The 24096-nt window shown below is 56.7% G+C and carries 19 protein-coding genes and 1 pseudogene; 11 read left to right on the plus strand and 9 right to left on the minus strand.

Annotated elements, in window-relative coordinates:
- Positions 1–136: 136 nt before the first annotated feature.
- Both HPY30_10770 and HPY30_10775 read left to right on the plus strand, forming a co-directional pair.
- A complete protein-coding gene (locus HPY30_10770; protein QYZ66433.1) occupies positions 137–1105 on the plus strand; it encodes a phosphotransferase in 969 nt (322 codons plus the stop codon).
- A 109-nt stretch (positions 1106–1214) separates the two neighbouring features.
- A complete protein-coding gene (locus tag HPY30_10775; GenBank protein ID QYZ66434.1) occupies positions 1215–2435 on the plus strand; it encodes a glucose sorbosone dehydrogenase in 1221 nt (406 codons plus the stop codon).
- A 37-nt stretch (positions 2436–2472) separates the two neighbouring features.
- On the opposite strand, the gene rssA is transcribed toward HPY30_10775, so the two are convergent.
- The 4 genes from rssA to purD all read right to left on the minus strand — a co-directional run bounded on the left by rssA (position 2473) and on the right by purD (position 7702).
- Positions 2473–3375 carry a patatin-like phospholipase RssA gene (gene rssA / locus HPY30_10780; GenBank protein QYZ66435.1) on the minus strand — a complete coding sequence of 301 codons (903 nt, stop codon included), beginning with the start codon at positions 3373–3375 and terminating at the stop codon, positions 2473–2475.
- Positions 3376–3509: 134 nt separating this feature from the next.
- Complete coding sequence (locus HPY30_10785) at positions 3510–5981, minus strand: glycogen/starch/alpha-glucan phosphorylase (GenBank protein QYZ66436.1); 2472 nt, start codon at positions 5979–5981, stop codon at positions 3510–3512.
- A gap of 34 nt (positions 5982–6015) precedes the next feature.
- Positions 6016–6399, minus strand: coding sequence for a VanZ family protein (locus tag HPY30_10790; GenBank protein ID QYZ68002.1), 384 nt, complete (start codon positions 6397–6399; stop codon positions 6016–6018).
- 16 nt (positions 6400–6415) lie between these two features.
- Positions 6416–7702: a phosphoribosylamine--glycine ligase gene (purD, locus tag HPY30_10795; protein ID QYZ66437.1), complete on the minus strand. Its 1287-nt coding sequence runs from the start codon at positions 7700–7702 to the stop codon at positions 6416–6418.
- 274 nt (positions 7703–7976) lie between these two features.
- Between purD and HPY30_10800 the strand changes: the two genes are divergently transcribed.
- Positions 7977–8384: a DUF4332 domain-containing protein gene (locus HPY30_10800; GenBank protein ID QYZ66438.1), complete on the plus strand. Its 408-nt coding sequence runs from the start codon at positions 7977–7979 to the stop codon at positions 8382–8384.
- Between the two features lie 96 nt (positions 8385–8480).
- On the opposite strand, the gene lpxA is transcribed toward HPY30_10800, so the two are convergent.
- The 4 genes from lpxA to dusB form a co-directional block, all read right to left on the minus strand.
- Positions 8481–9260, minus strand: coding sequence for an acyl-ACP--UDP-N-acetylglucosamine O-acyltransferase (gene lpxA / locus HPY30_10805; GenBank protein ID QYZ66439.1), 780 nt, complete (start codon positions 9258–9260; stop codon positions 8481–8483).
- Positions 9261–9462: 202 nt separating this feature from the next.
- Entirely contained in the window at positions 9463–11022 is a 1560-nt protein-coding gene (gene purH / locus HPY30_10810; protein QYZ66440.1) for a bifunctional phosphoribosylaminoimidazolecarboxamide formyltransferase/IMP cyclohydrolase, read from the minus strand.
- A gap of 118 nt (positions 11023–11140) precedes the next feature.
- Positions 11141–11437, minus strand: a complete 297-nt coding sequence (fis, locus tag HPY30_10815) for a DNA-binding transcriptional regulator Fis (GenBank protein QYZ66441.1) — start codon at positions 11435–11437, stop codon at positions 11141–11143.
- Positions 11434–12420 (minus strand): tRNA dihydrouridine synthase DusB, encoded by a 987-nt coding sequence (gene dusB / locus HPY30_10820; protein QYZ66442.1) that lies wholly within the window; start codon positions 12418–12420, stop codon positions 11434–11436. The genes fis and dusB overlap by 4 nt, the downstream gene beginning before the upstream one ends.
- A 394-nt stretch (positions 12421–12814) precedes the next feature.
- On the opposite strand from dusB, the pseudogene HPY30_10825 reads away from it, so the two are divergent.
- From HPY30_10825 to HPY30_10860, 8 genes and pseudogenes are all read left to right on the plus strand, one after another.
- Positions 12815–12910: pseudogene (locus HPY30_10825) on the plus strand (hypothetical protein).
- Positions 12911–13110: 200 nt separating this feature from the next.
- Complete coding sequence (locus HPY30_10830) at positions 13111–14550, plus strand: PDZ domain-containing protein (GenBank protein ID QYZ66443.1); 1440 nt, start codon at positions 13111–13113, stop codon at positions 14548–14550.
- Between the two features lie 128 nt (positions 14551–14678).
- Entirely contained in the window at positions 14679–17057 is a 2379-nt protein-coding gene (locus HPY30_10835) for a hypothetical protein (protein QYZ66444.1), read from the plus strand.
- 10 nt (positions 17058–17067) lie between these two features.
- On the plus strand, positions 17068–17829 hold the full coding sequence (locus HPY30_10840; protein QYZ66445.1) for an ATP-binding cassette domain-containing protein: 762 nt from the start codon (positions 17068–17070) through the stop codon (positions 17827–17829).
- 41 nt (positions 17830–17870) lie between these two features.
- Positions 17871–19679, plus strand: a complete 1809-nt coding sequence (locus tag HPY30_10845) for a hypothetical protein (protein QYZ66446.1) — start codon at positions 17871–17873, stop codon at positions 19677–19679.
- Positions 19680–19684: 5 nt separating this feature from the next.
- Complete coding sequence (locus HPY30_10850) at positions 19685–21406, plus strand: SUMF1/EgtB/PvdO family nonheme iron enzyme (protein QYZ66447.1); 1722 nt, start codon at positions 19685–19687, stop codon at positions 21404–21406.
- Positions 21407–21441: 35 nt separating this feature from the next.
- On the plus strand, positions 21442–22233 hold the full coding sequence (locus tag HPY30_10855) for a hypothetical protein (GenBank protein QYZ66448.1): 792 nt from the start codon (positions 21442–21444) through the stop codon (positions 22231–22233).
- A 29-nt stretch (positions 22234–22262) separates the two neighbouring features.
- Positions 22263–22808, plus strand: a complete 546-nt coding sequence (locus HPY30_10860) for a hypothetical protein (protein QYZ66449.1) — start codon at positions 22263–22265, stop codon at positions 22806–22808.
- A gap of 53 nt (positions 22809–22861) precedes the next feature.
- On the opposite strand, the gene HPY30_10865 is transcribed toward HPY30_10860, so the two are convergent.
- On the minus strand, positions 22862–23884 hold the full coding sequence (locus HPY30_10865) for a DUF3426 domain-containing protein (GenBank protein QYZ68003.1): 1023 nt from the start codon (positions 23882–23884) through the stop codon (positions 22862–22864).
- Positions 23885–24096 lie beyond the last annotated feature (212 nt).

Raw genomic sequence — 24096 nt, forward strand, 5'->3', positions numbered from 1 at the left:
CATGGGTCATGTCAATACCAGCGCGCCTGATCCGCTGCGCTTGATCGGGCCTACACCTTCCTTCCAAATCAAAATATACTCTGCGGACTTTGCGCTTTTTCAGCCTGTCCCACCACTCAACCACTGTGTCTAAAAAATGCCTCAACGAATCGAACAATTGAAAAACTGGCTCTCTTCCTTGCCGGAAATCGACAATTACACCTTCGCGCCAGCCTCTGGTGATGCCAGTTTTCGCCGCTACTTTCGTATCGAAACCGGTGACAAGAGCTATATTGCTATGGATGCCCCACCGGAGAAAGAGGATACCAAACCGTTTATCCGGATGGCAGAGGCCCTTGAGTCGATTGGGCTCAAGGTGCCTCATATTTTTGCCCGCAATCAGGCGGAGGGTTATCTGCTGTTAAGTGATTTGGGAAAGACCCTCTATCTTGATCGGCTTGATGAGACGAATGTGGATCGACTCTATGGCGACGCCTTAGGGGCGTTGGTGGTGATTCAGGCCTGTGGCCCCGTCGAGGGGCTTCCGGACTATGACCGAACGCTGCTGCTGCAGGAGATGGAACTGTTTCGTAAATGGTTGTTGGAGCGGCATCACGGTCTTAGCCTCACCGACGATGATCAGTCCATGCTGGATGCCACCTTTGACTTCCTGGCCGGCAATGCGCTGGATCAGCCACAAGTCTGTGTACACCGTGATTACCACTCCCGCAATCTGATGGTGACGGATCAGTCGAACCCAGGCATTATCGATTTTCAGGACGCAGTGGTTGGGCCAGTGACCTACGATCTGGTTTCCCTGCTGCGGGACTGTTATATCCATTGGCCCAAGGCCCGCATCGAGGCTTGGGTGATGGGTTACTATGAGCTGGCGGTGCAGTCAGGCGTTTTGCGCAGTGAGCATGAGGATCAATTCCTGCGCTGGTTTGACCTGATGGGAGTGCAGCGTCATCTGAAGGCCAGCGGGATCTTTGCACGTCTCAATATTCGTGACGGCAAACCCGGCTATCTGCAGGATATTCCGCGCACACTCAACTATATTCTTGAAGTGGCACCTGACTATCCTGAGCTGGAGGGGCTGGCAAAGCTGATCCGCAGGATTATCTGATTACCCGCTGGACTGTCCGTGCGGGAGTGGGCTTCACGCATTCTGTTGCTCCCCTGGCGGGTTATAATGAACTGACTCTGCACTTGCAGGGTTCCAAGCCGAATCGATTATGAATCTGCACAGGTTTTTCTCTCTTCTGGCCGTACTCTTGTGGTGTGGCGATGCACTGTCGGATGTACAGGGTTTTGCCTCGCTGTTCGGTGGCAAACCTGTTTGTGCCGCCAATGAAACCAAGGGTATGCGGCTTGCTGCACCCTTCCCCTCTCTTCCTGAGCTGAACCGCCCCGTGGCCATGTTGATGGCGCCCGGTGACGATTCCAGCTGGTATCTGGTGCAACAGCCTGGACAGGTTGTCCGCTTTGAAAACAGTTCCCGGGCCAATCGTGTGACAGAGTTTGTCGATATCAGTGAGCGGGTGGCTGGCGGCAGAAATGGCGGGGATGAACGGGGGCTGTTGGGTATGGCCTTTCACCCCGATTATTCCCGCAATGGTTATCTCTACCTCTCCTATACCGGCAGGGACAAGCGGAAGGGGCTGGTTTCCCGCATCTCCCGCTTTCAGTTGAAATCTGGCGCAGGAATGGTCGATCCCGTGTCTGAGCGAATTCTGCTCTCGGTTTCACAATCCTACAGCAATCACAATGGTGGGCAGATTGCCTTTGGGCCGGATGGTTATCTCTATTTCGGCCTGGGTGATGGTGGGGCAGGTGGCGACCCGCATGGCCATGGTCAGAATGTCGGGACACTGCTGGGTGCAATGCTGCGGATCGATGTGGGTGACGGCAGTTCAGGGCGTTACACTATTCCAACGGACAACCCCTTTGCGGCAAGTGGCGGCCGGGAAGAGATCTTTGCCTGGGGTCTGCGCAACCCCTGGCGCTGGAGTTTCGACCGGGAGAACGGTGACCTGTGGGTTGGGGATGTGGGACAGAACCGTTACGAGGAGATCAACCTGCTGGTCAAGGGCGGCAACTATGGCTGGAACAGAATGGAAGGGGCTCATTGCTTTGAACCTGCTACGGGTTGCCGGACACAAGATTTGGAGATGCCGGTAGAGGCGTATGGCCGAAACGAGGGGATTGCGGTTACCGGGGGGTATGTCTATCGGGGCCGGAAGATAACGGGACTGCAGGGACAGTATCTCTATGCCGATTACGGTTCCGGCAGGATCTGGCAACTTTCAGCCAGCGCTGAAACGGGTTATGTGGGTTCGGAGTTATTCAAGACTGATTTGAACATCAGCAGCTTTGCAGAGGCACACGACGGCGAGCTTTTTGTCCTGGGATTGGGCGGGGAGATCTGTCAGATTATCAATGCACCGGCAAAGTGAGTGCTGTTTCCCAGGATGAACGAAAATCGATACGTCCCTATCCCTTCAGCCTGTACTCAATCTCTGGGAGCATGCGTTTTACACAGTTTTTACCCTCCTTGATCGCCTCTTTTCCCCGGTGAAATTCCAACAGTTCGATGTGGGACAACCTGGGTGAGAGCATGATGTCCGGCGGGTCGCCGGCCATGCGGCTGCGGGTGATTCGATCCTGAGTGATATTGATGGAGCCGGCAATGGCGTCAAACAGACTGGGCGCCGGGTCTTTGCTGGGAAAGAGGGTGTCCGAGTAGGCGCGGATACTGCGGGAGACACTGTCGAGCAGGCCTTCATCCTCTGGTGGCTCCACACTGGTTTTTTGTCTCTGATGCTTGCCCAGGATGTCGCCGTTCAGATTGACTGCAATCACGATATCTGCGCCGAGGGCGCGGCAGATAGAGACAGGTACAGGATTCACCAGGCCTCCATCCACCAGCCAGCTGCCCTGATGCCGCACCGGCGGGAACAGACCCGGCAGTGAAATCGATGCACGGACTGCATCGAGGGCGAGACCTTCAGTGAACCAGACTTCGCGCCCGCTCTTAAGATCGGTGGAGACAGAGGCGAAGGTCTTGGGTAGCTGTTCGATCTGAACCGCTTCATCGCAGACGCACTCGTCGAGAAAAGCGTGGAACCGCTCGGCATTGACAAAGCCGTTGAGAGAGAGATTAAGCTCAAAGAAGCGGGTGACCGTTCGCTTGGAGAGCGACCTGACCCAGGTTTCGAGTGCCTCCAGATTGCCGGCGGCATGGGATGCTCCGACAATAGAACCGATGGAGCAGCCACAGATGATGTCAGGCTCGATGCCGTTTTTTGCCAGCTCCTTGATGATGCCGATATGTGCCCAGCCTCGTGAAGAGCCGCTGCCAAGGGCCAGGCCGATGCTCTCTTTTGCCTTATCCATCTCTTTCCAGGATCGGTTGCGTCATTCTCGTCTTGACAGGTGGGAGAGATCTCAAGCCACTGTGCTATCAATGCGTTACGGTCACGAGATCTCTCCCTGCAGTCGGGATGACAGTAACTCAATTAGTCAGAGGTTCAACGGGACACCGGTTCGACCCCCCATATTTTTTCGGCATACTCTTTGATTGTCCTGTCACTGGAGAAGTGTCCCATCATAGCGGTGTTCATCACCGCCATGCGGTTCCATATCTCCGGGGTGCGATAGCAGGTATCCGCATTGTCACTGGTTTCGATATAGTCCTGAAAATCGGCCAACACCAGGAACGGGTCGCTGTTGAGCAGGGTCTCCGAGATGACTTTGTAGCGGTTTGGATTTGTCGGTGAAAAGAAGCCGTTGCCGATCATATCCACCACCCGTTTCAGCTCCGGGTTGGTCTCATAGTAGTGGCGGGGATGATAGCCTTTCCGCTTTAGCTTTTCGATGCCATCGGTAGTCATGCCAAAGATGAAGATATTCTCATCGCCGACCTTCTCGCGAATCTCCACATTGGCGCCATCCATGGTGCCGATGGTCAGTGCACCATTCAGGGCCAGCTTCATATTACCTGTGCCAGAGGCCTCCATGCCTGCTGTGGATATCTGCTGGGAGAGTTCCGCAGCCGGGATTATGTCGGAGGCGGTGGTGACATCGTAGTTTGGGATGAACACCACCTTCAGCCGATCATTGACCGCAGGATCGTTATCGATGACGTCCGCAACATCGTTGATCAGGCGGATAATCAGTTTTGCCATGAAATAACCGGGCGCCGCCTTGCCGCCGAAGATGACGGTCCGCGGCACGAAGTCGGCATGCGGATCGTCCAGCAGCCGATTATAGAGGGTGATCACCCGCATCACATTGAGCAGTTGGCGTTTGTATTCGTGGATGCGTTTCACCTGCACGTCAAACAGCGTATGGGGATCGATCCCCTGATTGAGATAGTGCTTCACCAGCCCGGCAAGCCGCGTTTTATTGGCCTGTTTGGCGGCACGAAAACGTTCCTGAAATGCCGTGTCGTCCGCCAGCGGAACGAGATCCTCGAGTCTGTCCAGATCCCGCACCCAGTCATGGCCGATCGCATCGCAGATCAATTTTGAGAGCGGCCGATTGGAAAGCAGCAGCCAGCGGCGGGGGGTGATGCCGTTGGTGATATTGATGAGTTTGTCGGGATAGAATTCGTGAAAGTCTTTACAGGTTCCGCTTCGCAGCAGCTCGGAGTGCAGTGCCGAAACGCCATTGACCTTGTGGCTGCCGATAACCGCCAGATGTGCCATGCGTATGCGCCGTTCCCCCTTTTCGTCGAAGATGGAGAGGCGTCGTTGGATCTCGCGGTCATCAGGATGCAGATTTCCCACCATCAGCAGAAAGCGCCGGTTGATTTCGTAGATGATCTGCAGATGCCGCGGCAGCAGTTTTTCGAACAGCTGTATCGGCCAGGTCTCCAGTGCTTCCGGCAACAAGGTGTGGTTGGTATAGGAGAAGACCTGGGTGGTGATGTTCCAGGCCAACTGCCACTGCAACTTCTCCTTGTCGAGCAGGATGCGCATCAGTTCGGGGATGGCGATGGACGGGTGGGTGTCGTTGAGTTGGATGGCGACCTTATCCGGCAGCTCCTGCAGGTCATCGTGATCGATGGAGAAGCGGCGCAGGATATCCTTCAGGGAGGCGCTGACGAAGAAATACTGCTGCTTCAGACGCAGTGCCTGGTTTCTGGTGCTGCTGTCGTCCGGATAGAGTACCTTGGAGATGTTTTCAGATTGGGTCTTCTCCTCCACCGCATGGGTGTACTCCCCCATGTTAAAACAGGCCAGGTCAAAATCCTCGTAGGCCTTGGCGCTCCAGAGACGCAGATTATTGACGGTGTCGTTGTGGTAGCCGGGGATTGGGGTGTCGTATGCCTGGGCGACGACTACATCCCCGTCGATCCAGTCAAAATGACGGCGGCCGTCCGGGCCAAGGTATTCCATGACACGACCGCCAAAGCGGATCCTGTAGGAGACTTCGGGGCGGGGGAACTCCCAGGGATTTCCGTGGGCAAGCCAGTTTTCCGGTAGCTCTACCTGACGCCCATCCTCCAGTTTCTGCCGGAACATGCCGTACTCGAAACGGATCCCGTAGCCGTAACCGGGAATGTTGAGCGTCGCCATGGAGTCCAGAAAACAGGCGGCCAGCCGTCCCAGTCCGCCATTGCCGAGGGCGGCGTCGTGTTCCAGGCTGCGCAACTTCTCCAGTTCGACGCCGAGTTTATGCAGTGCCTTGCTGCACTCGTCATGGATGTCCATATTGAGCAGGCTGTTGACCAGGCTGCGACCGATGAGGAACTCCATCGAAAGATAGTAGATCCGTTTGGCATCGTGACGGTAGTAGTTGCGCTGGGTCTCCATCCAACGCTCGATGAGTCGGTCCCGGACCACATGGCTGAAGGCCATCATCCAGTCGTGATCGGTGGCGGTGAAAGGATCCTTGCCAATGGTGTAGACGAGATGATTTGAGACCGAACGTTGGATCGCCTTGGGGTCGGAGCCGAGATAGTCGTATTTGAAAGCGCTTTTTTTTCCGTCGCTCATGGCGGATACCTTTATCGTTCTCCGGCGGAAGCTATCACCCAGTATGCCAGCGTGGCGCCAGCAGGGGTATCTGTTTCAGTATCGGCAGGAGCAGTGGATAGCAGACCAGGCCCAGGGCGTCCGCACCCAGATCCCAAAGGGAGAATAGCCGATGGGGCAGGAAGTACTGAATAATCTCAATGGCCAGGCCGTAACTCAGCAGGGGCAGGAATTTTTTCCAGTTCCAGGTGGTGTTGGGAAAAGCGAAGTCGGTAAGAAAGGCAAGCACCAGAAAGGCGGTGAAATGTTCCCATTTGTCGTTAAGGTCAGATACCACCGGGTAATCCAGCGTCGTGGTGGCCAGATGAGTGATGATCACCAGGGTGACCGCCAAGGTGAAACGAAAGAGTTGTGTCAGCGGCAGAGTGGCCGCTGGCAGCAGTCTCTGTTTGTTGTCAGGCTTCTTCACGAGCCACGGCGCGATAACCGATGTCGGTGCGGTAGTAGAGCCTGTCCCAGTGGATGCGTCTGGCCAATTCGTAGGCTTTCCGCTGGGCCTGCGCGGCCGTATCCCCAAGTGCAGTGGCGCAGAGCACCCGTCCGCCTGCGGTAACCACCTGGCCCGCGTTTTCGGCTGTTCCTGCGTGGAAGACCTTTTCACCTTCGGTCTCTGTTTCAGGCAGGCCGGATATGGCATCACCGCCGGTATAACTCCCGGGATAACCGCCGGCGGCCAGTACCACCCCCAGTGAGACGCGGGGATCCCAGGCGGTGGTTTCGGTGTCCAGTCTGCCCTCGATGGCGGCAAGGCAGTGGGCAACCAGATCCGACTGCATGCGCATCATGATGGGCTGGGTTTCAGGGTCTCCGAAACGACAATTGTACTCGATCACCTTTGGTGTGCCGTCAGCTGCGATCATCAGGCCGGCGTAGAGAAAACCGGTGTAGGGCAGGCCTTCCTTCGCCATGCCGGACACGGTGGGTTTGATTACCTCGTCCATGATGCGTTGATAAATCCGTTCGTCGACAACCGGGGCGGGAGAGTAAGCCCCCATGCCGCCGGTATTCAGACCGGTATCGCCATCCCCAACGCGTTTGTGATCCTGGCTGGTGGCCATCGGCAGGATGTGTTCCCCATCCGCCATGACGATGAAGCTGGCCTCTTCACCCTCCAGGAACTCTTCGATCACTACCCGATGACCCGCCTCGCCGAAAGCGTTGCCGGCGAGCATGTCGGACACGGCGGCTTTGGCTTCCGCTTCAGTCATGGCTACGATCACCCCCTTGCCGGCGGCCAGGCCATCGGCCTTGACTACGATCGGTGCGCCTTTCTCTGCAACATAGGCGAGAGCCGGTTCCACCTCGGTGAAGGTTTGGTACTCTCCGGTGGGAATATTGTGACGGGCGAGGAAGACCTTGGTGAAGGTCTTGGAACCCTCAAGTTGGGCTGCACCCCGAGTTGGACCGAAACAGTTGAGTCCGGCTGCGGTAAAGGCATCCACCACTCCGATCACCAGCGGAGCCTCGGGGCCCACGATGGTGAGTCCGATATCATTCTCTTGTGCGAATGCGATCAACTCATCAATGGCATTAACCCCAAGTGGAATATTCTCCAGTTTGGGCTCCAGCGCAGTGCCTGCGTTGCCGGGGGCAACGAAGATGCGTTCTGCCAGCGGAGATTGGGCTGCTTTCCAGGCCAGCGCATGTTCGCGGCCGCCGGAGCCGATAATAAGAATGTTCATGCTGATATGTCTGTGATCCTGTTGGGGTGGGGGATATAGCTTATAAATATGCCGATGAATCGAATTGTAAATTTTCACCCGCAAGATGCAAGGGTGAATCCTGGGCTGTGGTTATCGTTTTAATTGTTAAATATTGTCAACAGCTATTTCCCGGTCATTAGTTACGCGATCTAATCAGAAGACTAACAGGCTTCAGGCAAGCGCTTATCGTGTTTCCCGTGGTCTGTTGAGTTGTTTAAATAAATTTGAAAACAAATTATCCGGAGGATGCGCCATGGTGACATCAGTAAAAGATCTACAGGGCAGTACGGCAGAAATGGTCGCCAAGCTGAAAGAGAAGGGAATCGGGGGCAATGAGGCATTGCTTGCTGCGGCCGCTGCCCCTGCGCAACGAAAAGAGTTGGCGGCCCATTGTGGCTGCGATACCCGGGATATCCTGGAGTTGGCAAATCGTGCGGATCTGGCGCGCGTTAAAGGTGTCTCCGGCGTCTACAGTGATCTGCTCGAAAAGGCGGGTGTTGATACGGTGAAGGAACTCGCGACTCGCCGCCCGGACAATCTGCACGCGAAAATCGTCGAGACCAATGACAAAGAGGGATTGACCAAGCAGCCACCGGCGCTGAGCAAGGTCGAAGACTGGGTCGGCCAGGCCAAGGATCTGCCGAAACTTCTGACCTATTGATTGACTGAGTTCCGGCGACTATCTGTCGCAGTGAATGCCTATCCCCGTTCGCTAGCGGCGGGGATGGGTCTTTAAGACGGTGTTTCTGGATGGACACTATTTATGACCGGTCACACCCCGGTCGCTTTTTTCAATGAAGCGGACGAGTTTTTCCACCTCTTCAATTAATTCCTCTCCCTTAAGCTGTTCCACTGCTTGTGAGATATTCAGGCCGGAGAGAAACAGCGTTTTGTAGGCCTGTTTGATTGCCGCCCGTGTCTTGGGGTCGAAACCACTGCGTTTTAGGCCGGTTGCGTTGAGACCGACCAGTCGCGCTGGATTACCGTCGCAGGTGGCGTAGGGCGGTACATCCTTTACAACCTTTGAGCAGCCGCCGAGCATGGCATGGTCCCCGATGAAGGTGAACTGGTGGATCCCCACCAGGCCGGAGACGAATACCTTGTCACCGATGCCGACATGACCTGCGATGGTGCTGTTGGGGCCGAAGATATTGTTGTTGCCGAAGCGGCAGTCGTGTCCCGCATGGAATCCGCACATGAAGTAGTTGCCGTTGCCGATGAGGGTTCCCTCTTCGGTTTTCACTCCGCGGCTGATGTTCACCCCCTCCTTGATGTGATTGTTTTCTCCAATGACGAGTGGCTTGCTGTTGGCGGGATCGAAGGTGAGATCCTGGGGTTCGCAGCCCAGCATGGCGCCGCTACCGACCCGGTTGTTTCTGCCCAGACTTGTGCCGCGAAAGATACGCACACTGCTGTCGATGACACAGCCCTCGCCGATTTTTACATCGGATTCGATGATGGAGAAGGGACCGACAGTGACCGATTTATGCAGTTCTGCGCCATCCTCGATGATGGCGGTGGGGTGGATTTGTTTCATGAAATCAATGTTTAACCACGAAGGGCACGAAAGGCATTAAGCAGCTCAGAGCCATTGTCATTTCGAGTGTAGCGAGAAATCTCGACCTCGTAGCTTATTATTATCGCTGCGGATGGAGATCTCTCCCTACGGTCGAGATGACAAGAAAACAATCTATCAGACCCAAGGCATCTATCCTTAATGTCCTTCGTGGTAAAGTCGATCAGTGACGGAAGTGGCGCATGCCGGTAAAGACCATGGCCATGCCGTGTTCGTTCGCGGCAGCGATCGCCTCGTCATCGCGCATGGAGCCACCGGGTTGGATCACTGCGGCGATACCTGCCTCTGCTGCGCTGTCGATGCCGTCTCGGAAGGGGAAGAAGGCGTCTGATGCCATCACGGAACCCTTCACTTCCAGGCCTGCATGTTCCGCTTTGATGCCGGCGATGCGGGCGGAGTTGATGCGGCTCATCTGGCCGGCGCCGACACCGATGGTCATACCGTCCCTGCCGTAGACGATGGCGTTGGACTTGACGAACTTGGCGACGCGCCAGGTAAAGAGCAGGTCGCGCATCTCTTCATCGGTGGGCTGGCGTTCGGTGACGACCTTGATCTCGTTGGTGAGTTGCAGGTCGGCATCCTGTACCAGAAGACCGCCGTTGACGCGCTTGAACTCGGTGCGGTGCATTGCTTCGACATTCCACTCACCGCACTCCAGCAGGCGCACATTCTTCTTGCTGCTGACCGCTTCGATGGCTGCGGCGGAGAGTTTGGGCGCGATGATCACCTCGACGAACTGCCGGTCGACGATGGCTTGGGCAGTCTCGCCGTCCAGTTCACCGTTGAAGGCGATGATGCCGCCGAAGGCGGATTCCGGATCGGTACTGTAGGCGCGATCATAGGCTTCGAGCAGATTGTCGCCGAAGGCCACGCCGCAGGGGTTGGCGTGCTTGACGATGACGCAGGCAGGGCCCTCGTCAAAGTTCTTTACGCACTCCAGGGCCGCATCGGTATCACCGATATTGTTGTAGGAGAGCTCCTTGCCCTGGATCTGTTTGGCGGTGGCGATACACGCCTCGTCGACCTTGTGTTCAACGAAAAAGGCCGCCTTTTGGTGCGGATTCTCGCCGTAACGCATGGTCTGCACCTGCTTGAACTGCATGGAGAAGGTGCGGGGAAAGTCTGCCACCTCTTCGCCGGTGCGGGCGCCCAGATAGTTGGCGATGGCCGCGTCGTACCGGGCGGTGTGTTCGAAGGTTTTTACCGCCAGATCAAAGCGGGTGGCCGCGGAGATATCGCCGTCGTTGCCGTCCATCTCCTCCAGAACCCGCGCATAGTCTGCGGCATCCACCACCACGGTGACGTCCTTGTGGTTCTTGGCTGCGGCACGAAGCATGGTGGGGCCACCGATGTCGATATTCTCGATTGCGGTCGGCAGATCGCAGTCGGGATTGGCCACGGTCTGCTCAAAGGGGTAGAGGTTGACCACGATCAGATCGATATTGCCGATACCGTTCTCTTTCATTACCAGGTCGTCGGTGCCCCGCCGGCCGAGAATGCCGCCGTGAATCTTGGGGTGCAGGGTCTTGACCCGTCCATCCATCATCTCCGGGAAACCGGTGTATTCGGAGACCTCGATGACTGGGACATTGTTGTCGGTAAGCAGCTTGGCAGTGCCGCCGGTGGAGAGGATTTCAACGTTTTTTTCGGCCAGGCTGCGGGCGAACTCCACGATGCCGGTCTTATCGGAAACGCTGATCAGGGCGCGGGTAATCGAAGACATGATAGGTCTATCCGTTTGTTTGGAGGGATTAATGAGATGTTATGTTTGCTAGAGCACAATATATAGTGCCGAAAGCGTCCGTGGTGAAATAGTCTAGGGACGGATTTCGACAGCAGGTTCAATCCAGGTCGTAGAGCGAGAGTTTTTTGCGTAACGTGCTGCGGCTGATACCGAGAATAGCGGCTGCGCGGGTCTGGTTGCCACCGGCATATTCCATGACGCTCTCCAACAGAGGCGCCTCGACTTCATTCATTACCATGCGGTAGAGGTTGCTTGTGCCGTGCCCGTCAAGATGGCTGAAATAGCGTTGCATCGCATCCTGCACACATTGACGCAGAGGCTCGCTTTTTTTGCTGTGCGTGACTGTCAGTGTGGAATCACCGTCACTCCGGAACATACCTGCTTCCATATTCATGCCGCCAAGCTCCCCGTGCTTGTCTTACTATCGAAAAAACCGTGGATAAGCTGCATTTGCTCATCCGCTGATTCCGAGTCATTTATCGTTTTTCTGAACTCCGCGCCGCCTCTTTGGGCTTTGCTGTACCACGCAATATGCTTGCGGGCAATGCGAACACCCTGATGTTCCCCATAGAAATCATAGAGTGTCTGCAGATGTTCCAACAGTAACGCCTTCACCCAAGAGGGGGAGGGCTCGGCCAGCTTTTCGCCGGTCTTCAAATAGTGATCGATCTCGCGAAAGATCCAGGGTCTTCCCTGAGCCGCCCGGCCGATCATGATTCCGTCAGCACCGGTTGCCTCAAGCACTTTATGTGCTTTCTCCGGTGTTCTAATATCCCCATTCGCAATCACCGGGATGGTGACTGACTCTTTGATGGCGCGGATGGTTTCATATTCCGCATCACCCGAAAATTTGCAGGCCCTGGTACGGCCATGGACCGCCAGCGCCTGTATGCCCGCCGCTTCAGCGATCTGAGCAATGCGCACCCCGTTTCGGTTCTGCTGATCCCATCCGGTGCGGATCTTCAGCGTTACCGGCACCTCGACGGCAGCAACCGTTGCCTGCAGTATGTCATCGACCAGGGCCTCATCCTGAAGCAGAGCCGAACCCGCCGACGCCTTACAAACCTTTTTTGCCGGGCAACCCATGTTGATATCGATGATCTGGGCGCCATTGGCGACGTTTGCCCGCGCCGCCTTTGCCATCGTTTGTGGGTCAGATCCGAGGATCTGCACCGCAATGGGGCCGGTCTCCCCCTCGTGATCGAGTCGCCGCAGCGTTTTACGACTGCCCCAGAGCGATGAGTCGGCTGAAACCATCTCGGAAACAGCAAGCCCTGCGCCATGCCGCCGGCAAAGCTGGCGGAAGGGTCGATCAGTCACTCCGGCCATCGGCGCCAACAGGAGATTGTTTTCCAGCCTGTAGGGTCCGATGCGCATATCGACGACGAGATCGAGTCCGAAAATCGAGGGGAAAGGCGATAGATAATAACGCCATTTTCAGGGTGAATCAAAGGTTCATGCTCATTTTTTTGATTATTGCTACAGTGGTAAAAATGCAACAAAGTTGGCTGTGATCGATTTTCTGCGTCATAATTTACCAGGCCTGTTAACACTATACGGATGCCCGGTAGTTTATTAGCGCGATAGCTCTGCTCTTTGTCCGCAGCGGGTTGACATGTAGGGGTTAAATTCATACTCTGAACCGCGTCATGTAATACACACCTGGGAAGCATTCTTCCCTCAATTGAAATGGATGAAGCGCTTCGTCAGCGGGCGCGCAAGGAGCATAAATTACTCATCGAGTCGCGCTGCAATCCCCCCCAAACCAGTCAAGTGGAACAAGATCGAACATCGCTTGTTCTGCCACATCACGCGCAGCTGGCAAGGCGTTTCGCTGAATAATCACGAGACCGTAGTTAATTTTATTGGTCCTATGAAAACCAAAAATGGTTAGGAAATTCACGCCGGATTTGGCAAAAGCCGGTTACGAAAAATCGAAGAGGACCAGTGATGGCTGATATACAGAAGCACGAATTAAATGCAGTACATTTCATCACGAATGGGATTGCCAAATAGTGTCTATAGAAAAACTAACAATTCAGTAACTTAACTTTTTGCAGGTTCTTCATGGTTAATGTCCGCATCTCCCGGCATCCGGTAAAAGCGTTGTTGTGTCTCTTGGTACTGATGGCCGGGACTCTCCCGAGCATGTCATCCTGGGGAGCCTTGACCGTCGAAGCACCGAAACCGGGGCAGTTTCGCGCGCCGTTCGACAAGCGTCGCGGAATTCACAGCTATGCCGATCTTGTGGACGCAACGGTTGGCGCCATTGTCCGTATCAACAATTGGCAGAAGGTTGAACACAAAGATAAAAAGACAAAGAAGAAAGAGTATCGTCTAGAAGCGACGAGTCTTGGCTCCGGGGCATTCTTCGATGCAAAGCGCCGTCTGGCGGTCACCAACCACCACGTGGTCGAAGGCGCCGAAAAGCTGACCGTGCTTCTATCCGACGGACGCGAGGTTCCGGCACACCTGGTCGGTGCCGACAAGATGACGGATATCGCCGTCGTGCAACTCAATGAGTCCCCCGCGCAGGCGCTGAATTTCGTCGATTCCTCGACCGTCAGGACGGGCGATGTGGTGTTCGCGGCCGGCTCACCCGTCGGACTCGATTTCTCGTACTCCATGGGAATCGTCAGTGCGACCCAGAGAAGCCTGGGAAAAGGCGGAGTCGAGGCGTTCATTCAAACGGACGCGGCAATCAACGGGGGAAACAGCGGGGGACCGCTGCTGGATACGGCTGGTCGCATTGTTGGGATCAACACACTGGAGCTCGCGAAAAAAGGGAAACGCACTATCGATGGCATCGGTTTTGCGGTGCCCTCCGATATCGTGGTCCGGGTGATTGAGCGTTTGATCGAGAACGGGCGTCTGCGCCGGGCCTACCATGGGTTGGAGAAAGGCGCCTCCCTCGCCAAGTTGATGGCTGATAAATCTGTTCGCAAAATACTGCTTAAAGAGTTGAAGGTGTCCGTCGACAGTGGTGTTTTAGTCATGGAGATCAAGCCCGGCTCGCCGTTCTTCAATGCGGGAATCCGAAAAGGCGATATCATCACGGGAGCCGGGGAAGAGCGCATCGATAAGCTCCATGATATTGTGAATTTCGTGTCTATGGTCGAGGTCGACAACCGTTATCCGCTGGTCTTCATGCGCGATGGCGCTCCCCACCGTGCATACCTCTCGTTTTCAGCCAGGCACGAGTTGAAACCGAAAGGGAAGACGAAACAGTACCTCCAGTTCGCCCACCACTTTCATGCAGTCTTCACCGAGCAACCGAAACGCTTCGACGGAGGTGATACATGCAGGGGCGTCTCGGTCGCCTACGTCGACGAAAAGAAGGCGGTCGGGAAGAACCGGCTTCAGGTTGGGGATATCGTCACGGCCGTGGACAGTAAAGGAATCAACGATCTTCTGACCCTGGACAAGAGCTTGAACGGCCGGCGGCTCGAGGTTCCGGTCGTCCTTTGCCGCAAAGATCGAAAGATGACTCTTTCCCTCGTCCCGTGAAACCCGCTGGTCGGGGCAGGATGATTCAGGTGTTTGGAATCAGGGGGTTAGAGGTTTATGCGCGTTACAAAATTATTTCAAATCGGGGAGATACAATGCGAAGGATATCGAAAGCAGAGGGGAAGGGCGTGGCCTGGCTGAGGTCCGTTGCCGTCGCGGCCGTCCTGGTGTTTTTCGTTGGCGGGACGAGTCTTGCTGCGGAAAAGGAGGACCACGCGGGCGCGCAGACTGCACCGTCGACCCCGCAATCAGGGGAAACTTTGAAGGAGCCGGCGCTACCGAGCGAAACAGCCCCGGAGAACGGCGCCTCGGCACCTGAGCAGCTCCCGCCGAAGGAGCCTGTCCCCCCGCTTGGCGGTACCGCCAACTCCGGACAAGACGGGGCGGAAGCGGCGCCTGGAGATACGGATGTGCAACGGAAACCCGAAACCGGTGGTGACGCGGCTGAGAGCCAGAAGCGCATGGCCGGCGACGATCCGACTTTCGTGCCGTCCGGCATTACCTGCGCGGGTGGACGCACGCCCTGCATCGTCGATCAGACGGCTCAGCCGCTGAGAATCATCACGCGAACCGCAACGCCTCTTTATGCTGATGCGGACGAGAAGGGGACGATCCGCTCCGACGCCGTCGCGGCCTTCCAGCCGGCGTTTGTCTTTGAGCGCAAGGATCTCGATTTCTCCGATCCGGTCGCGCCGAAGGGATGGTATCGGGTCGGCTACACTGCGACAACCCCGATCGGCTGGATGAAAGCGGCCGACGTTATGGAATGGCGTCAGGCGCTGCTTGTTGCCTTCCTGCATCCGGGCACGGGGACCGATCGCCGCATGCCGGTCCTGCAATTCGAAACCAGGGAGGCTCTCAAGGAAGGAGTGGTGCGGGCGAATGACCGCGTGGGCCGGGCCAAAGCGCTCTACGACACTCTGTCGGCGTCGAAGAAACCAGCCGGCGTGATCGCCACGGAGCCCCCTGAGTTCATCGATATCGATGATAGGTTCTACCTCATGCCCATCCTGGAATGGGAGGCGGAACCCCGCTATGAGGATTCCCACTATCTTCGTATCATGAACGCTGTGCCGGGCAGCCGCGCAGAGCCGGGTGAAGGGACCCTTGAAGATTCCGAGGTCTTGAAAGAACCTCTTCGCCGGGATGGTCGCGACATCAAGGACCTGCGGGTCGATATCAAGTTTGTGATCGATATGACCGGCAGTATGCAACCTTATATCGATCAGGTTGCCGAAGCAGCGGGCAAATTGGCGAGTAGGATCGAGAATGGCAGTCCCGGCGACTTCGCCAAGTTCGGTCTGATCGGGTTCCGGGACAGTGTGGAGATAAGCCCTGGTTTGAAGTGGACGACCAAGAACTTTACCCCGGAACTGGTCGATGCGGGCGGGCTGCGCGACTTGCTGAAAAACGGAGGCCAACCGCTGGCGGCCGATGTGACGAGCGACGAATGGCGCGAGGATGTTTTTGCGGGCGTACGGCTGGCCTTGCAAAGCCCTTGGTCGACCGAGTCCAACGAGGACGGCAATGTGCGCCGGGTGGTCGTGTTGATCGGTGACGCGAGCGGCCATGAAGCCGATTCTGCGAAGAGTTCCACAGGCATGACGCCCGAACACCTTCGGCAAATTGCCAACCAGTCGAACACGCTGATATCGACCTACTACCTCAAGGACGGTGTAGCCGCTGCCGATTGGCCGGTGGGAATCGAGCAGTTCTCCATCCTGGGCCGCAACCAGTCAAGCGAGGCTGACGGGAAGCTAGGCTCCCACGAGATCGAGGTCACCCGGATAGGGGAGCTTTCCTTTCAGTTCGACAGCATTGCAAAAGTCGTCGAGGAGCTGGGTAAACTCGTTGCCACCGGCAACAACAGAGGCGCCAAGGGGTTCGCCAAGGATGGCCAGACGCTGCCCCGCAGCGAGGTTCCCAAAGGCGTCGACAAGGACTCAGCCGAGGCCGGCGTTGCGGTGATTGAGAATGTCTTCCGGGCCGCTGTGATCGAATATCTTGGGTCCGATGGTGCTCCCGGCAAGGATTTCATGGCTTGGGTTCATGACTTCGATCTTCAGGATTCGTTCACGCAACGCCTTGAAATCCGCGTCCTCGTATCCCGGCAGATCATGGACAACATCATCCGGCAGACACAAACCATCTACGATGCGATGGTCACCGCGAAACAAGCCCGGATGGATTTCTACACCGCGCTGCAATCTGTGTCGGCACAAACCGCGCTCGGGCAGGATGTCACTGCGGATGCCACGCTCGGCGAACAGGGTTTTCTGCCTAAATGGGTGTCGGCTCTTCCCTATCGAAGCGAGGTTCTCGGCTTGAAGCCCAGGGCATTGGCTGAAATGTCGGAGACGGACAAACACCTGTTCGAAGCGCGTTTAAAATCCAAGTTGAAGAGTTACCAGGACATTTTCAATAACTCCGGACGTTGGATCAAACTGGACGAAGGCGGAGATGACCTTCAGAAGGTGACTGCCCTGCCCTTGACATTACTGCCGTGATTACGGGGCCATGACTTCGGACATCGTCAGGCTTCGCGATGTAAAACGGTACCGGGGAGGCGGCGAGCGGACCTTCGAGCTGGTCGTCCCAGAACTGCGTATCGAACGTGGCCGCTTCGTGGCCCTGGTCGGAGCGAGCGGTTCGGGCAAGAGTACGCTCCTGGATCTGTTGGGCCTCGTCCTAAGGCCCAGCGCGGGCGGGACGTTCCTGTTCTCGCCGGATGGAGAGGGTGTCGACACTGTCGATATCGTCGAAACCTGGCGGCAGGGTAACGACGATCCGCTGGCCGCCTTGCGTCGACGCTCTATCGGCTACGTTTTGCAAACCGGGGGCCTGATCCCGTTCCTGGATGTGTCCCACAATATCGGGCTGCCGCTGCGCCTGCTTGGGCGGAAACCCGAGGGCCGGACGATCTCCGCAGCCCTTGAGCGCTTAGGCCTTGGGGGGTACGAAGAGAAGATGCCGTCAACGCTTTCCGGCGGCGAGCGTCAACGGGTGGCGATCCTGCGTGCCTTGTCTCATGGTCCTGCGATGGTGTTGGCCGATGAGCCGACGGCCGCCCTTGACCGGGAACGGGCCCGGCATGTGGTCGAGCATTTTCGTGAACTGGCGCAAGCTCAAGGGACCGCGATCGTGATGGTGACCCATGACGAGCAACTGGTGTCGGGCCTCGCTGATATGGTGGTGCGTTTCAATCGTGTCTCGACACCCGATCACGCCGGCACTATTCGTTATATCAGCGATGTGACGGCAGGAGACTTCGTGCAGTGACCGGGTCTACTTCACCTGTTTCCAGGATGGAGATCCTGAGATTGGCGATTGCCGATCTCCGGGCCGAGACATTATTGACTTTCTGTCTGATCGGGTCGCTCGCGGCAATCGGCGCACCGCTACTCATCCTGGACGGGTTGCGGACAGGAATCGTGGAATCGTTGCGCCAGGACTTGGTCGGTGATCCCGTCTTCCGCGAGGTGCGCCCGGCCGAGACACGACCCTACGACGAAACCTTCTTCGCTGCCCTAAGGGCGCGATCCGACGTTGATTTCGTCATGGAGGGAATCACCCGTGGAGCGAGTTCGATCATTGTTTCTGCCAGCGACGCAGCAAGTTCGGAAGCGCGCCCAAGGGTGGAGAGCGAGACCATACTGGATATGCTGCCGACCGCCCCCGGCGATCCGCTGCTGACTTCTTACGACGCGCAGGTCCCGGCTGCGGGGGGAGCGGTTTTGTCGGCCGAGGCAGCGGTGCAACTGAAGGTGAAGCTGGATGACCGATTGACGCTGGAAATCGGGCGTCAGCGCGCCAGTGCCCGCGAGGTCGAGACCGTCGAGGCGTGGGTGAAAGGCGTTTTGCCGGCAAGGGCCGATCCGCTGCCCAGGATCTACCTCCCCTTCGCTTTAGTGCGTGACATCGAAACCTACCGCGAGGGATATGCGGTGTCGGAGCGGGACTGGCCGGGGTCGCCACCCGACGTCGCTCCCGGCTTCGACGGGCTCTATATCCTGTCCGAGCGGCCGCTGAAAGCCACCGTGCAAAGCCGCCTGCAAACCTTGACAGGCTTTTTTATCGGCGAACCCGGGGAACCGGATGGTTTCGAGAAACGTCTCGGCATGACTTTTCCCGAAGAGCAATCGGTGTTCCGGTTGTCGGCGATCGAACGCCTGGCGGGTCCGGAGGTGTTGCGCCGGGTGATCAGCGTTCTTCGCGGGCAGAATTACGACGTGTTTCCCTATGTCGACCATCTGGTGGTTACGATCGAAGGTTCCGGTGGGGAGATGAGCCCGGCGCTGCCTGTCCGAACCTCCGACAATCTACGTCACCTGTTTGAGTCGCCTGTCGCTGAGATAAACCGGATCCAGGTTCCGGCCGGCCTCGGATACCGGGTTGGAGAGACGATCACGCTGATAGCGGCGACCGACGGGGATCCGGTCAGGGTGCCGGCAGTGATTGCGGGTCTGTCGGAAAATCCGTCGGTGCAATTCGTCGAGCTTTCGGCGGCACTCGGCGGCATGCTGCGGCGCGGCCAGAAGCAACGGGTGCGGTATGATTCTCTGACAGATCGGCTGCGGGTCGAACGAACCAGTTTCCGGGGCTTTCGTCTCTATACCGAGACCATCGATCAAGTGCCGGCACTCGTGCGTCATATGCAAGGGCTTGGGATTGATATGGTGGCCCAGGTCGGTACGATCGAGCGGATCCTGCTCCTCGATCAGGGGCTGATGCGCCTTTTTCTGATCATCGCGATCATTGGTGGCGCAGGTGCTTCGGTGGTGCTCTTGACCAGTCTCTATGCAGCGGTCGAGCGCAAGCAGGCCAGCCTCGGTCATCTCCGCATTCTCGGTATCAGCAGAGGCGATATTTTCGTTTTTCCTGTTTACCAGGCCTTGATCATGGCCCTGATTGCCGTCGCCGCCGCGGCCCTTTCGGCTCATATCATCGCGGCACTGATCAATACGTTCCAGGCTGAACAACTCGGATTAAAGGGGGATATCTGCCGGATCACGTTGGACGCACACGTCTACGCCTGCCTGATTGCGCTGGGGCTCTCCTTCACCTCGTCATTCTTTGCGGCCTTGCGCGCGACCCGAATCGATCCCGCCGATGCGATGCGTCAGGAGTGACCCGAATGAAGACCTCTGCCAAAGTGACGTCCTTGCAACCGCCGACCGTGTGGCGCGTACTGTTATTGTGTCTTGGTCTCTGCTTCGGTTGGGCGCTGGATATGTCCGGGGCTATCGCGCAGTATCGCTGCCACGGCCAGTTGGCCGAAGGGGCCACGCCGAATGCCCTCGACAATCCCTGTCCCGATCCTGCGGGGGATCTGGTCATGCCGATGCCGGGTGGACTGTCGATGGTATTTCGAACGGTGGCGGTGCCTGGCAAGAATTATTGGGGGGCTGCCGATCGCAACATCGTCCTGGGCCATCCCGAGGCACCGATTTTCGAAGCTCAGCAAGGGGTCACTGTCGCCGGGTCGTTCAAGGCAGAAGACGGAACCTGGCGCATCGTCCTCGGTAAATATGAGGTGACGACCGCTCAGTTTGCCGCAGTCCTCGGTCAAGGGGATATCGCGGTCGGGATCGCCTATCTCGTGCGGTCCAGCGGCGGACTCGAAGAATATACCGCCCTTCAGAAGCAGGGGATTGATCCGTTCGATCGCGAACGGTTACTCGCAAAGCCGGTCTCCGGCATTCCGTTGCGGGACTACCAGGCGTTTATCGAAGCCTATACCGCCTGGTGTTATGACGATGCCGTCTGCCGGGCTGCGATGCCGAAATTTGGCTCGATGCCGGGTTTCTTTCGATTGCCGACCGAGATCGAATGGGAATACGCGGCCCGGAACAACGATGATCAGTATTCCGACAGGTTGCCGTTTCCCCTGGAAAAAACCACGGAATTCGGGCGTATTTCGTCAGGGCGGCGGATCCATTCGGAAACCACGCTCATCGGCCGACAATGGGCGATCAACGGTTTCTACGACCTGTTCGGCAATGTCGAGGAGTTGTCCGATGACCGTTTCGTGACGGAACTGGCCGGAGGAAAGTCCGGCTCCCGGGTCGGACGTGGCGGTAACTTCACCGACACTGCGAAAGACTTGCGGTTGTCCATGCGCCGGGAAATTCCGGTTTGGCGGGCCGATGGGGATCGATTGGTCGAAACGCGCAGCCCGCGCGTCGGGATCCGCCTTGCCATCGGCAGTCCTAACATCCCGGACCGAGTGGTTTTCGATCAGATCGAAAGGGAGTACGAGACATGGCGTGGTTCGCTGGCGAAAATGCAGAGTGCATCGGGCCGCAGCACCCAGGCGAGCCTGCTTGGTGCTGATGAACCACTGCGCCGCATCGAGGCGCTTCTGCCAGATCTCGTCCGCCGCAATCCCAGTCTGGCGGAGGATGTTCGGAGGATCAACGCGCAGGTGGTTGAAGCGCGTGTCCAGCTGGTCCGCACGACCGAGGACCTCGTTAAGCAACTGACGGAGAATACGGTCAAGGCTGCCGCCGAAGTTGGCCGGACCTTGTCAGAGTTGGGGAGGACTAAGCGCTCCCTCAAGCTTATCAGGAAATCGAAAGAGTCACTGGCCAGTGCCGGGCGGCTTGAACGTCGCCTCTCCTATTTACAGGAACAGTACAGCGCGTTGTTCAAGGCCTATTCCGACCAGGTCCAGACGCTGGCCAGCTATCGCGACTTTGCAGGGGAACGCCTTGCCGTCATGGCGAAAGCACGGAACACGCGCTACGTTGTGCTTGGTCTCGAGCTATCGACGCGCCACGTCGGGGATGTCCTCAATGGGACTGTCGATCTGGATCGCTGGCAGGATGACATACGCACCGGCTTCGGTGCAAAATAATTGCTATCCAACAAAAATGAAGAAGGAGTTGAGAGATGACGATACAAAAGACGCGGCTCACGGGCGGTATATCGAAAACCATGGCAGTCTTGATTGCGACGTCCTCCCTTTTGGGGCCGACGGCGGTGACCGCAGCTTGGTCCTTTGACGACCTCACAAAAGGTGCTGGCGATATGTTCGATTCAGCGAAGGGCGCTTTCGATGGTGGGAATGACGGAAACGCGGAGAGTGGCGAGCCGACCCTGTCGCGGACTACGCTTCAGGGTTGCGCCGCTGGAGGGGTCACAGCCGCACTCTTGGATAAATTTGACTTTCTCGGCGACGGCAATCCGTTGCTGAAAGTTGGTATAGGAACCTTGGTCGGTTGTGCTGCCGGTGAGTTGCTCAATCAGCGTCGCGATGAGTATGCGAATAAGGCCGATTTCTACGATGCACAGATTGAACAGAGCGAGAAAAACAACGAATCCCTTGCGAAGTTCAACGACGAGGTCGAGAAGGAAATCGTGCGCAACAAGGGGATCATCAAAGGTTTGAAGAGCCAGAAGACGCGTTCCAGCGCTGCGAAGAAGAAGGCGAAGGAGAGCCATGCGCGAACCAAGGCGAATGCCGAAATCGCCGAGAAGGAGCTCGCCTTAGCCCGCAAGGAGGCTGAGACCCAGAATGAAGTGTTGAAGGAGATGCGTGCCGTTCCTGCTCCCAAGGCCGATGCCGGGAGAATCCGGGATCTTCAGGCAGAAGTCGATACACTCAACAGTCATGTCTCCGATCTCGAGGCTATGGTTGCCGAAATCGCCGACCAACGGGATGTTATCGGGACCTATGGTTGAATTACCTGTTTTAGGACGAGGAGGTCCATATGTGTGATTGCATAAGGATGGCGATACCCAATGGTAAGAGCGCCAGGTTGTTATTGCCGGTCGGATTCGTTGTCGTGTTCCTTGCCGGTTGCGCAACAACCGACCCCCGGGAGGACAATATAGTATCGGCGATAGCCGGCGCGGGTGGCGGACACGAAAAGTATATCGACAATCAGAAAACCCGTCTCGGTCAATCCAAGCTGCAGGTCGAGCAGCAGGAGAGTCAGAAACAGACGAATGTGGCGCTCCTGACGGCGACGGAGGCCGAGATCGCCGAGTTGCGCAAGGACATCGGCAACCTGGAGAAAGACATAGCGTCCTATCAGGCGCGGGTGGAATTGGCGCGCAGAAAAGGTACGGCTGATCGAAAGAAACTGGCCGATCTCGAGCAGAAGTTCCGTCAACTGCAGGACGACACGAAACGCCTCGATCGGGACGCCGAGATGATGCACAAGAGCGAAGCGATCCTGCGGGAGCGACTCGGTTCGTTGGAGGTGAAAAGGAAAGAACTGCTGACAATTCTGGATATGCTATCGGGTGGGTAGCCCGGTTCGTAGCAGCAGCGCCCCACCGCACCTGGGATTATGGCTGAGGATCGCTATAGGAAATCGAACTTGAAACCGGTGACGTCTTCACCTGGATCAACCAACTCCATCATGACCTCGATGAGGCGAAAGCGCGGCATGGGTGAATTGGCGGAGATCCCGGCGGGCAGGTATTCCGATGGTTCGAAGAGACGGGTTGCAAGTAGCTTTCCGGCGTCATTGAAAAGACTGAGTTGAAGTTGGGGATAGGGCTGTTTGAAAGAGGCATTGTTTGTCATGTTGAGCTGTAATGACAGTGCCTGAGGATGCTCGGGGTGGAGGCGCAGATCCCGATGTTCTATCTCTATTCGGGAGAGGTCACGGCGTTGCGGTGGTGTACAGTTGAGTGCCTGGCACATCACCGAGAGAAGTTGCCTGCCACTTTCGTAGTGAATGGCCTCGCTGCGGAACTGCCAGATCAATTGCAGTCCCAGGATCAGAAGAAGTCCAATGGCACCTGACCCCCAGAGCATGCCTGAAAAGGGCTTGGGGGGTTCGATAAACTGCACCTCTGGGTAGTTGGCGGCTGTTTGTTGTTCCGTTGCCGTTATTTCATCCAAATCGTTTGTGATCGATAGCTCATCGGTTTCAGAGATGAGCACGGACTCGAGCTCATCCAGTGGTTCGTCAGCGATATCCTCCAGCACAAAATTGTTTTTATGTTCGACATTGTCGACGAGAGGCGTATCTTTTTTCTCGGGGATCAGAAAGTGCTCGGATGGCAGTTCGCCTTCGAGCAGATCGATCATTTGCGACTCACCGCCCGATGCATAGTAGTCGGGTTCGACCGCTAGTCCGTCGTTCTGTTCTTCGATCTCTGTTTCGGTGAGTGGTGGAGCCTGGCTGCTTTCAGCCAAAGTGGTTTCTTTGGTCTCTGTAGAGGTGGGTTCTTCAGCGGTGGAGGGCAGCTCCCGCAAATTTTCTTCCGCATTGAAGACTGATTTGCACTGGCAGCAACGGGCCATGCCGGCGGCAACGGTCAACTGTGCGGCGCTGATGCGGAACAGTGTCTGGCAATGGGGGCATTGGGTATACATGGATTACGGCAGTCAATGGACTCAGATATGAACAACGTTAGCCCCAAGCGGCGTTTCAGGCAATAGTTTTTCTACCCCTAATTCTACTTTGTCAGATTAGATCTATAAGTAACTCACTGAATAATATAAAATATATGCTGTGAATTTCTTGGCAATCATCGTAAGGAAGAGCATCAAATGACAAGCACCAAGGTCATTTGAATTACCTGATA

It is taken from the genome of Gammaproteobacteria bacterium (ex Lamellibrachia satsuma), assembly GCA_019623805.1.
GTDB lineage: Bacteria > Pseudomonadota > Gammaproteobacteria > Chromatiales > Chromatiaceae > QGON01.

What these genes read in the sequence shown, in the direction of transcription:
- lpxA (QYZ66439.1), bottom strand. Translation starts at nt 9,260, where the DNA reads ATGAAACAAATCCACCCCACCGCCATCATCGAGGATGGCGCAGAACTG.
- HPY30_10785 (QYZ66436.1), bottom strand. Translation starts at nt 5,981, where the DNA reads ATGAGCGACGGAAAAAAAAGCGCTTTCAAATACGACTATCTCGGCTCC.
- fis (QYZ66441.1), bottom strand. Translation starts at nt 11,437, where the DNA reads ATGAATATGGAAGCAGGTATGTTCCGGAGTGACGGTGATTCCACACTG.
- HPY30_10840 (QYZ66445.1), top strand. Translation starts at nt 17,068, where the DNA reads ATGACTTCGGACATCGTCAGGCTTCGCGATGTAAAACGGTACCGGGGA.
- purH (QYZ66440.1), bottom strand. Translation starts at nt 11,022, where the DNA reads ATGTCTTCGATTACCCGCGCCCTGATCAGCGTTTCCGATAAGACCGGC.
- HPY30_10850 (QYZ66447.1), top strand. Translation starts at nt 19,685, where the DNA reads ATGAAGACCTCTGCCAAAGTGACGTCCTTGCAACCGCCGACCGTGTGG.
- HPY30_10770 (QYZ66433.1), top strand. Translation starts at nt 137, where the DNA reads ATGCCTCAACGAATCGAACAATTGAAAAACTGGCTCTCTTCCTTGCCG.
- rssA (QYZ66435.1), bottom strand. Translation starts at nt 3,375, where the DNA reads ATGGATAAGGCAAAAGAGAGCATCGGCCTGGCCCTTGGCAGCGGCTCT.
- purD (QYZ66437.1), bottom strand. Translation starts at nt 7,702, where the DNA reads ATGAACATTCTTATTATCGGCTCCGGCGGCCGCGAACATGCGCTGGCC.
- dusB (QYZ66442.1), bottom strand. Translation starts at nt 12,420, where the DNA reads ATGCGCATCGGACCCTACAGGCTGGAAAACAATCTCCTGTTGGCGCCG.
- HPY30_10775 (QYZ66434.1), top strand. Translation starts at nt 1,215, where the DNA reads ATGAATCTGCACAGGTTTTTCTCTCTTCTGGCCGTACTCTTGTGGTGT.
- HPY30_10830 (QYZ66443.1), top strand. Translation starts at nt 13,111, where the DNA reads ATGGTTAATGTCCGCATCTCCCGGCATCCGGTAAAAGCGTTGTTGTGT.
- HPY30_10865 (QYZ68003.1), bottom strand. Translation starts at nt 23,884, where the DNA reads ATGTATACCCAATGCCCCCATTGCCAGACACTGTTCCGCATCAGCGCC.
- HPY30_10855 (QYZ66448.1), top strand. Translation starts at nt 21,442, where the DNA reads ATGACGATACAAAAGACGCGGCTCACGGGCGGTATATCGAAAACCATG.
- HPY30_10860 (QYZ66449.1), top strand. Translation starts at nt 22,263, where the DNA reads ATGTGTGATTGCATAAGGATGGCGATACCCAATGGTAAGAGCGCCAGG.
- HPY30_10800 (QYZ66438.1), top strand. Translation starts at nt 7,977, where the DNA reads ATGGTGACATCAGTAAAAGATCTACAGGGCAGTACGGCAGAAATGGTC.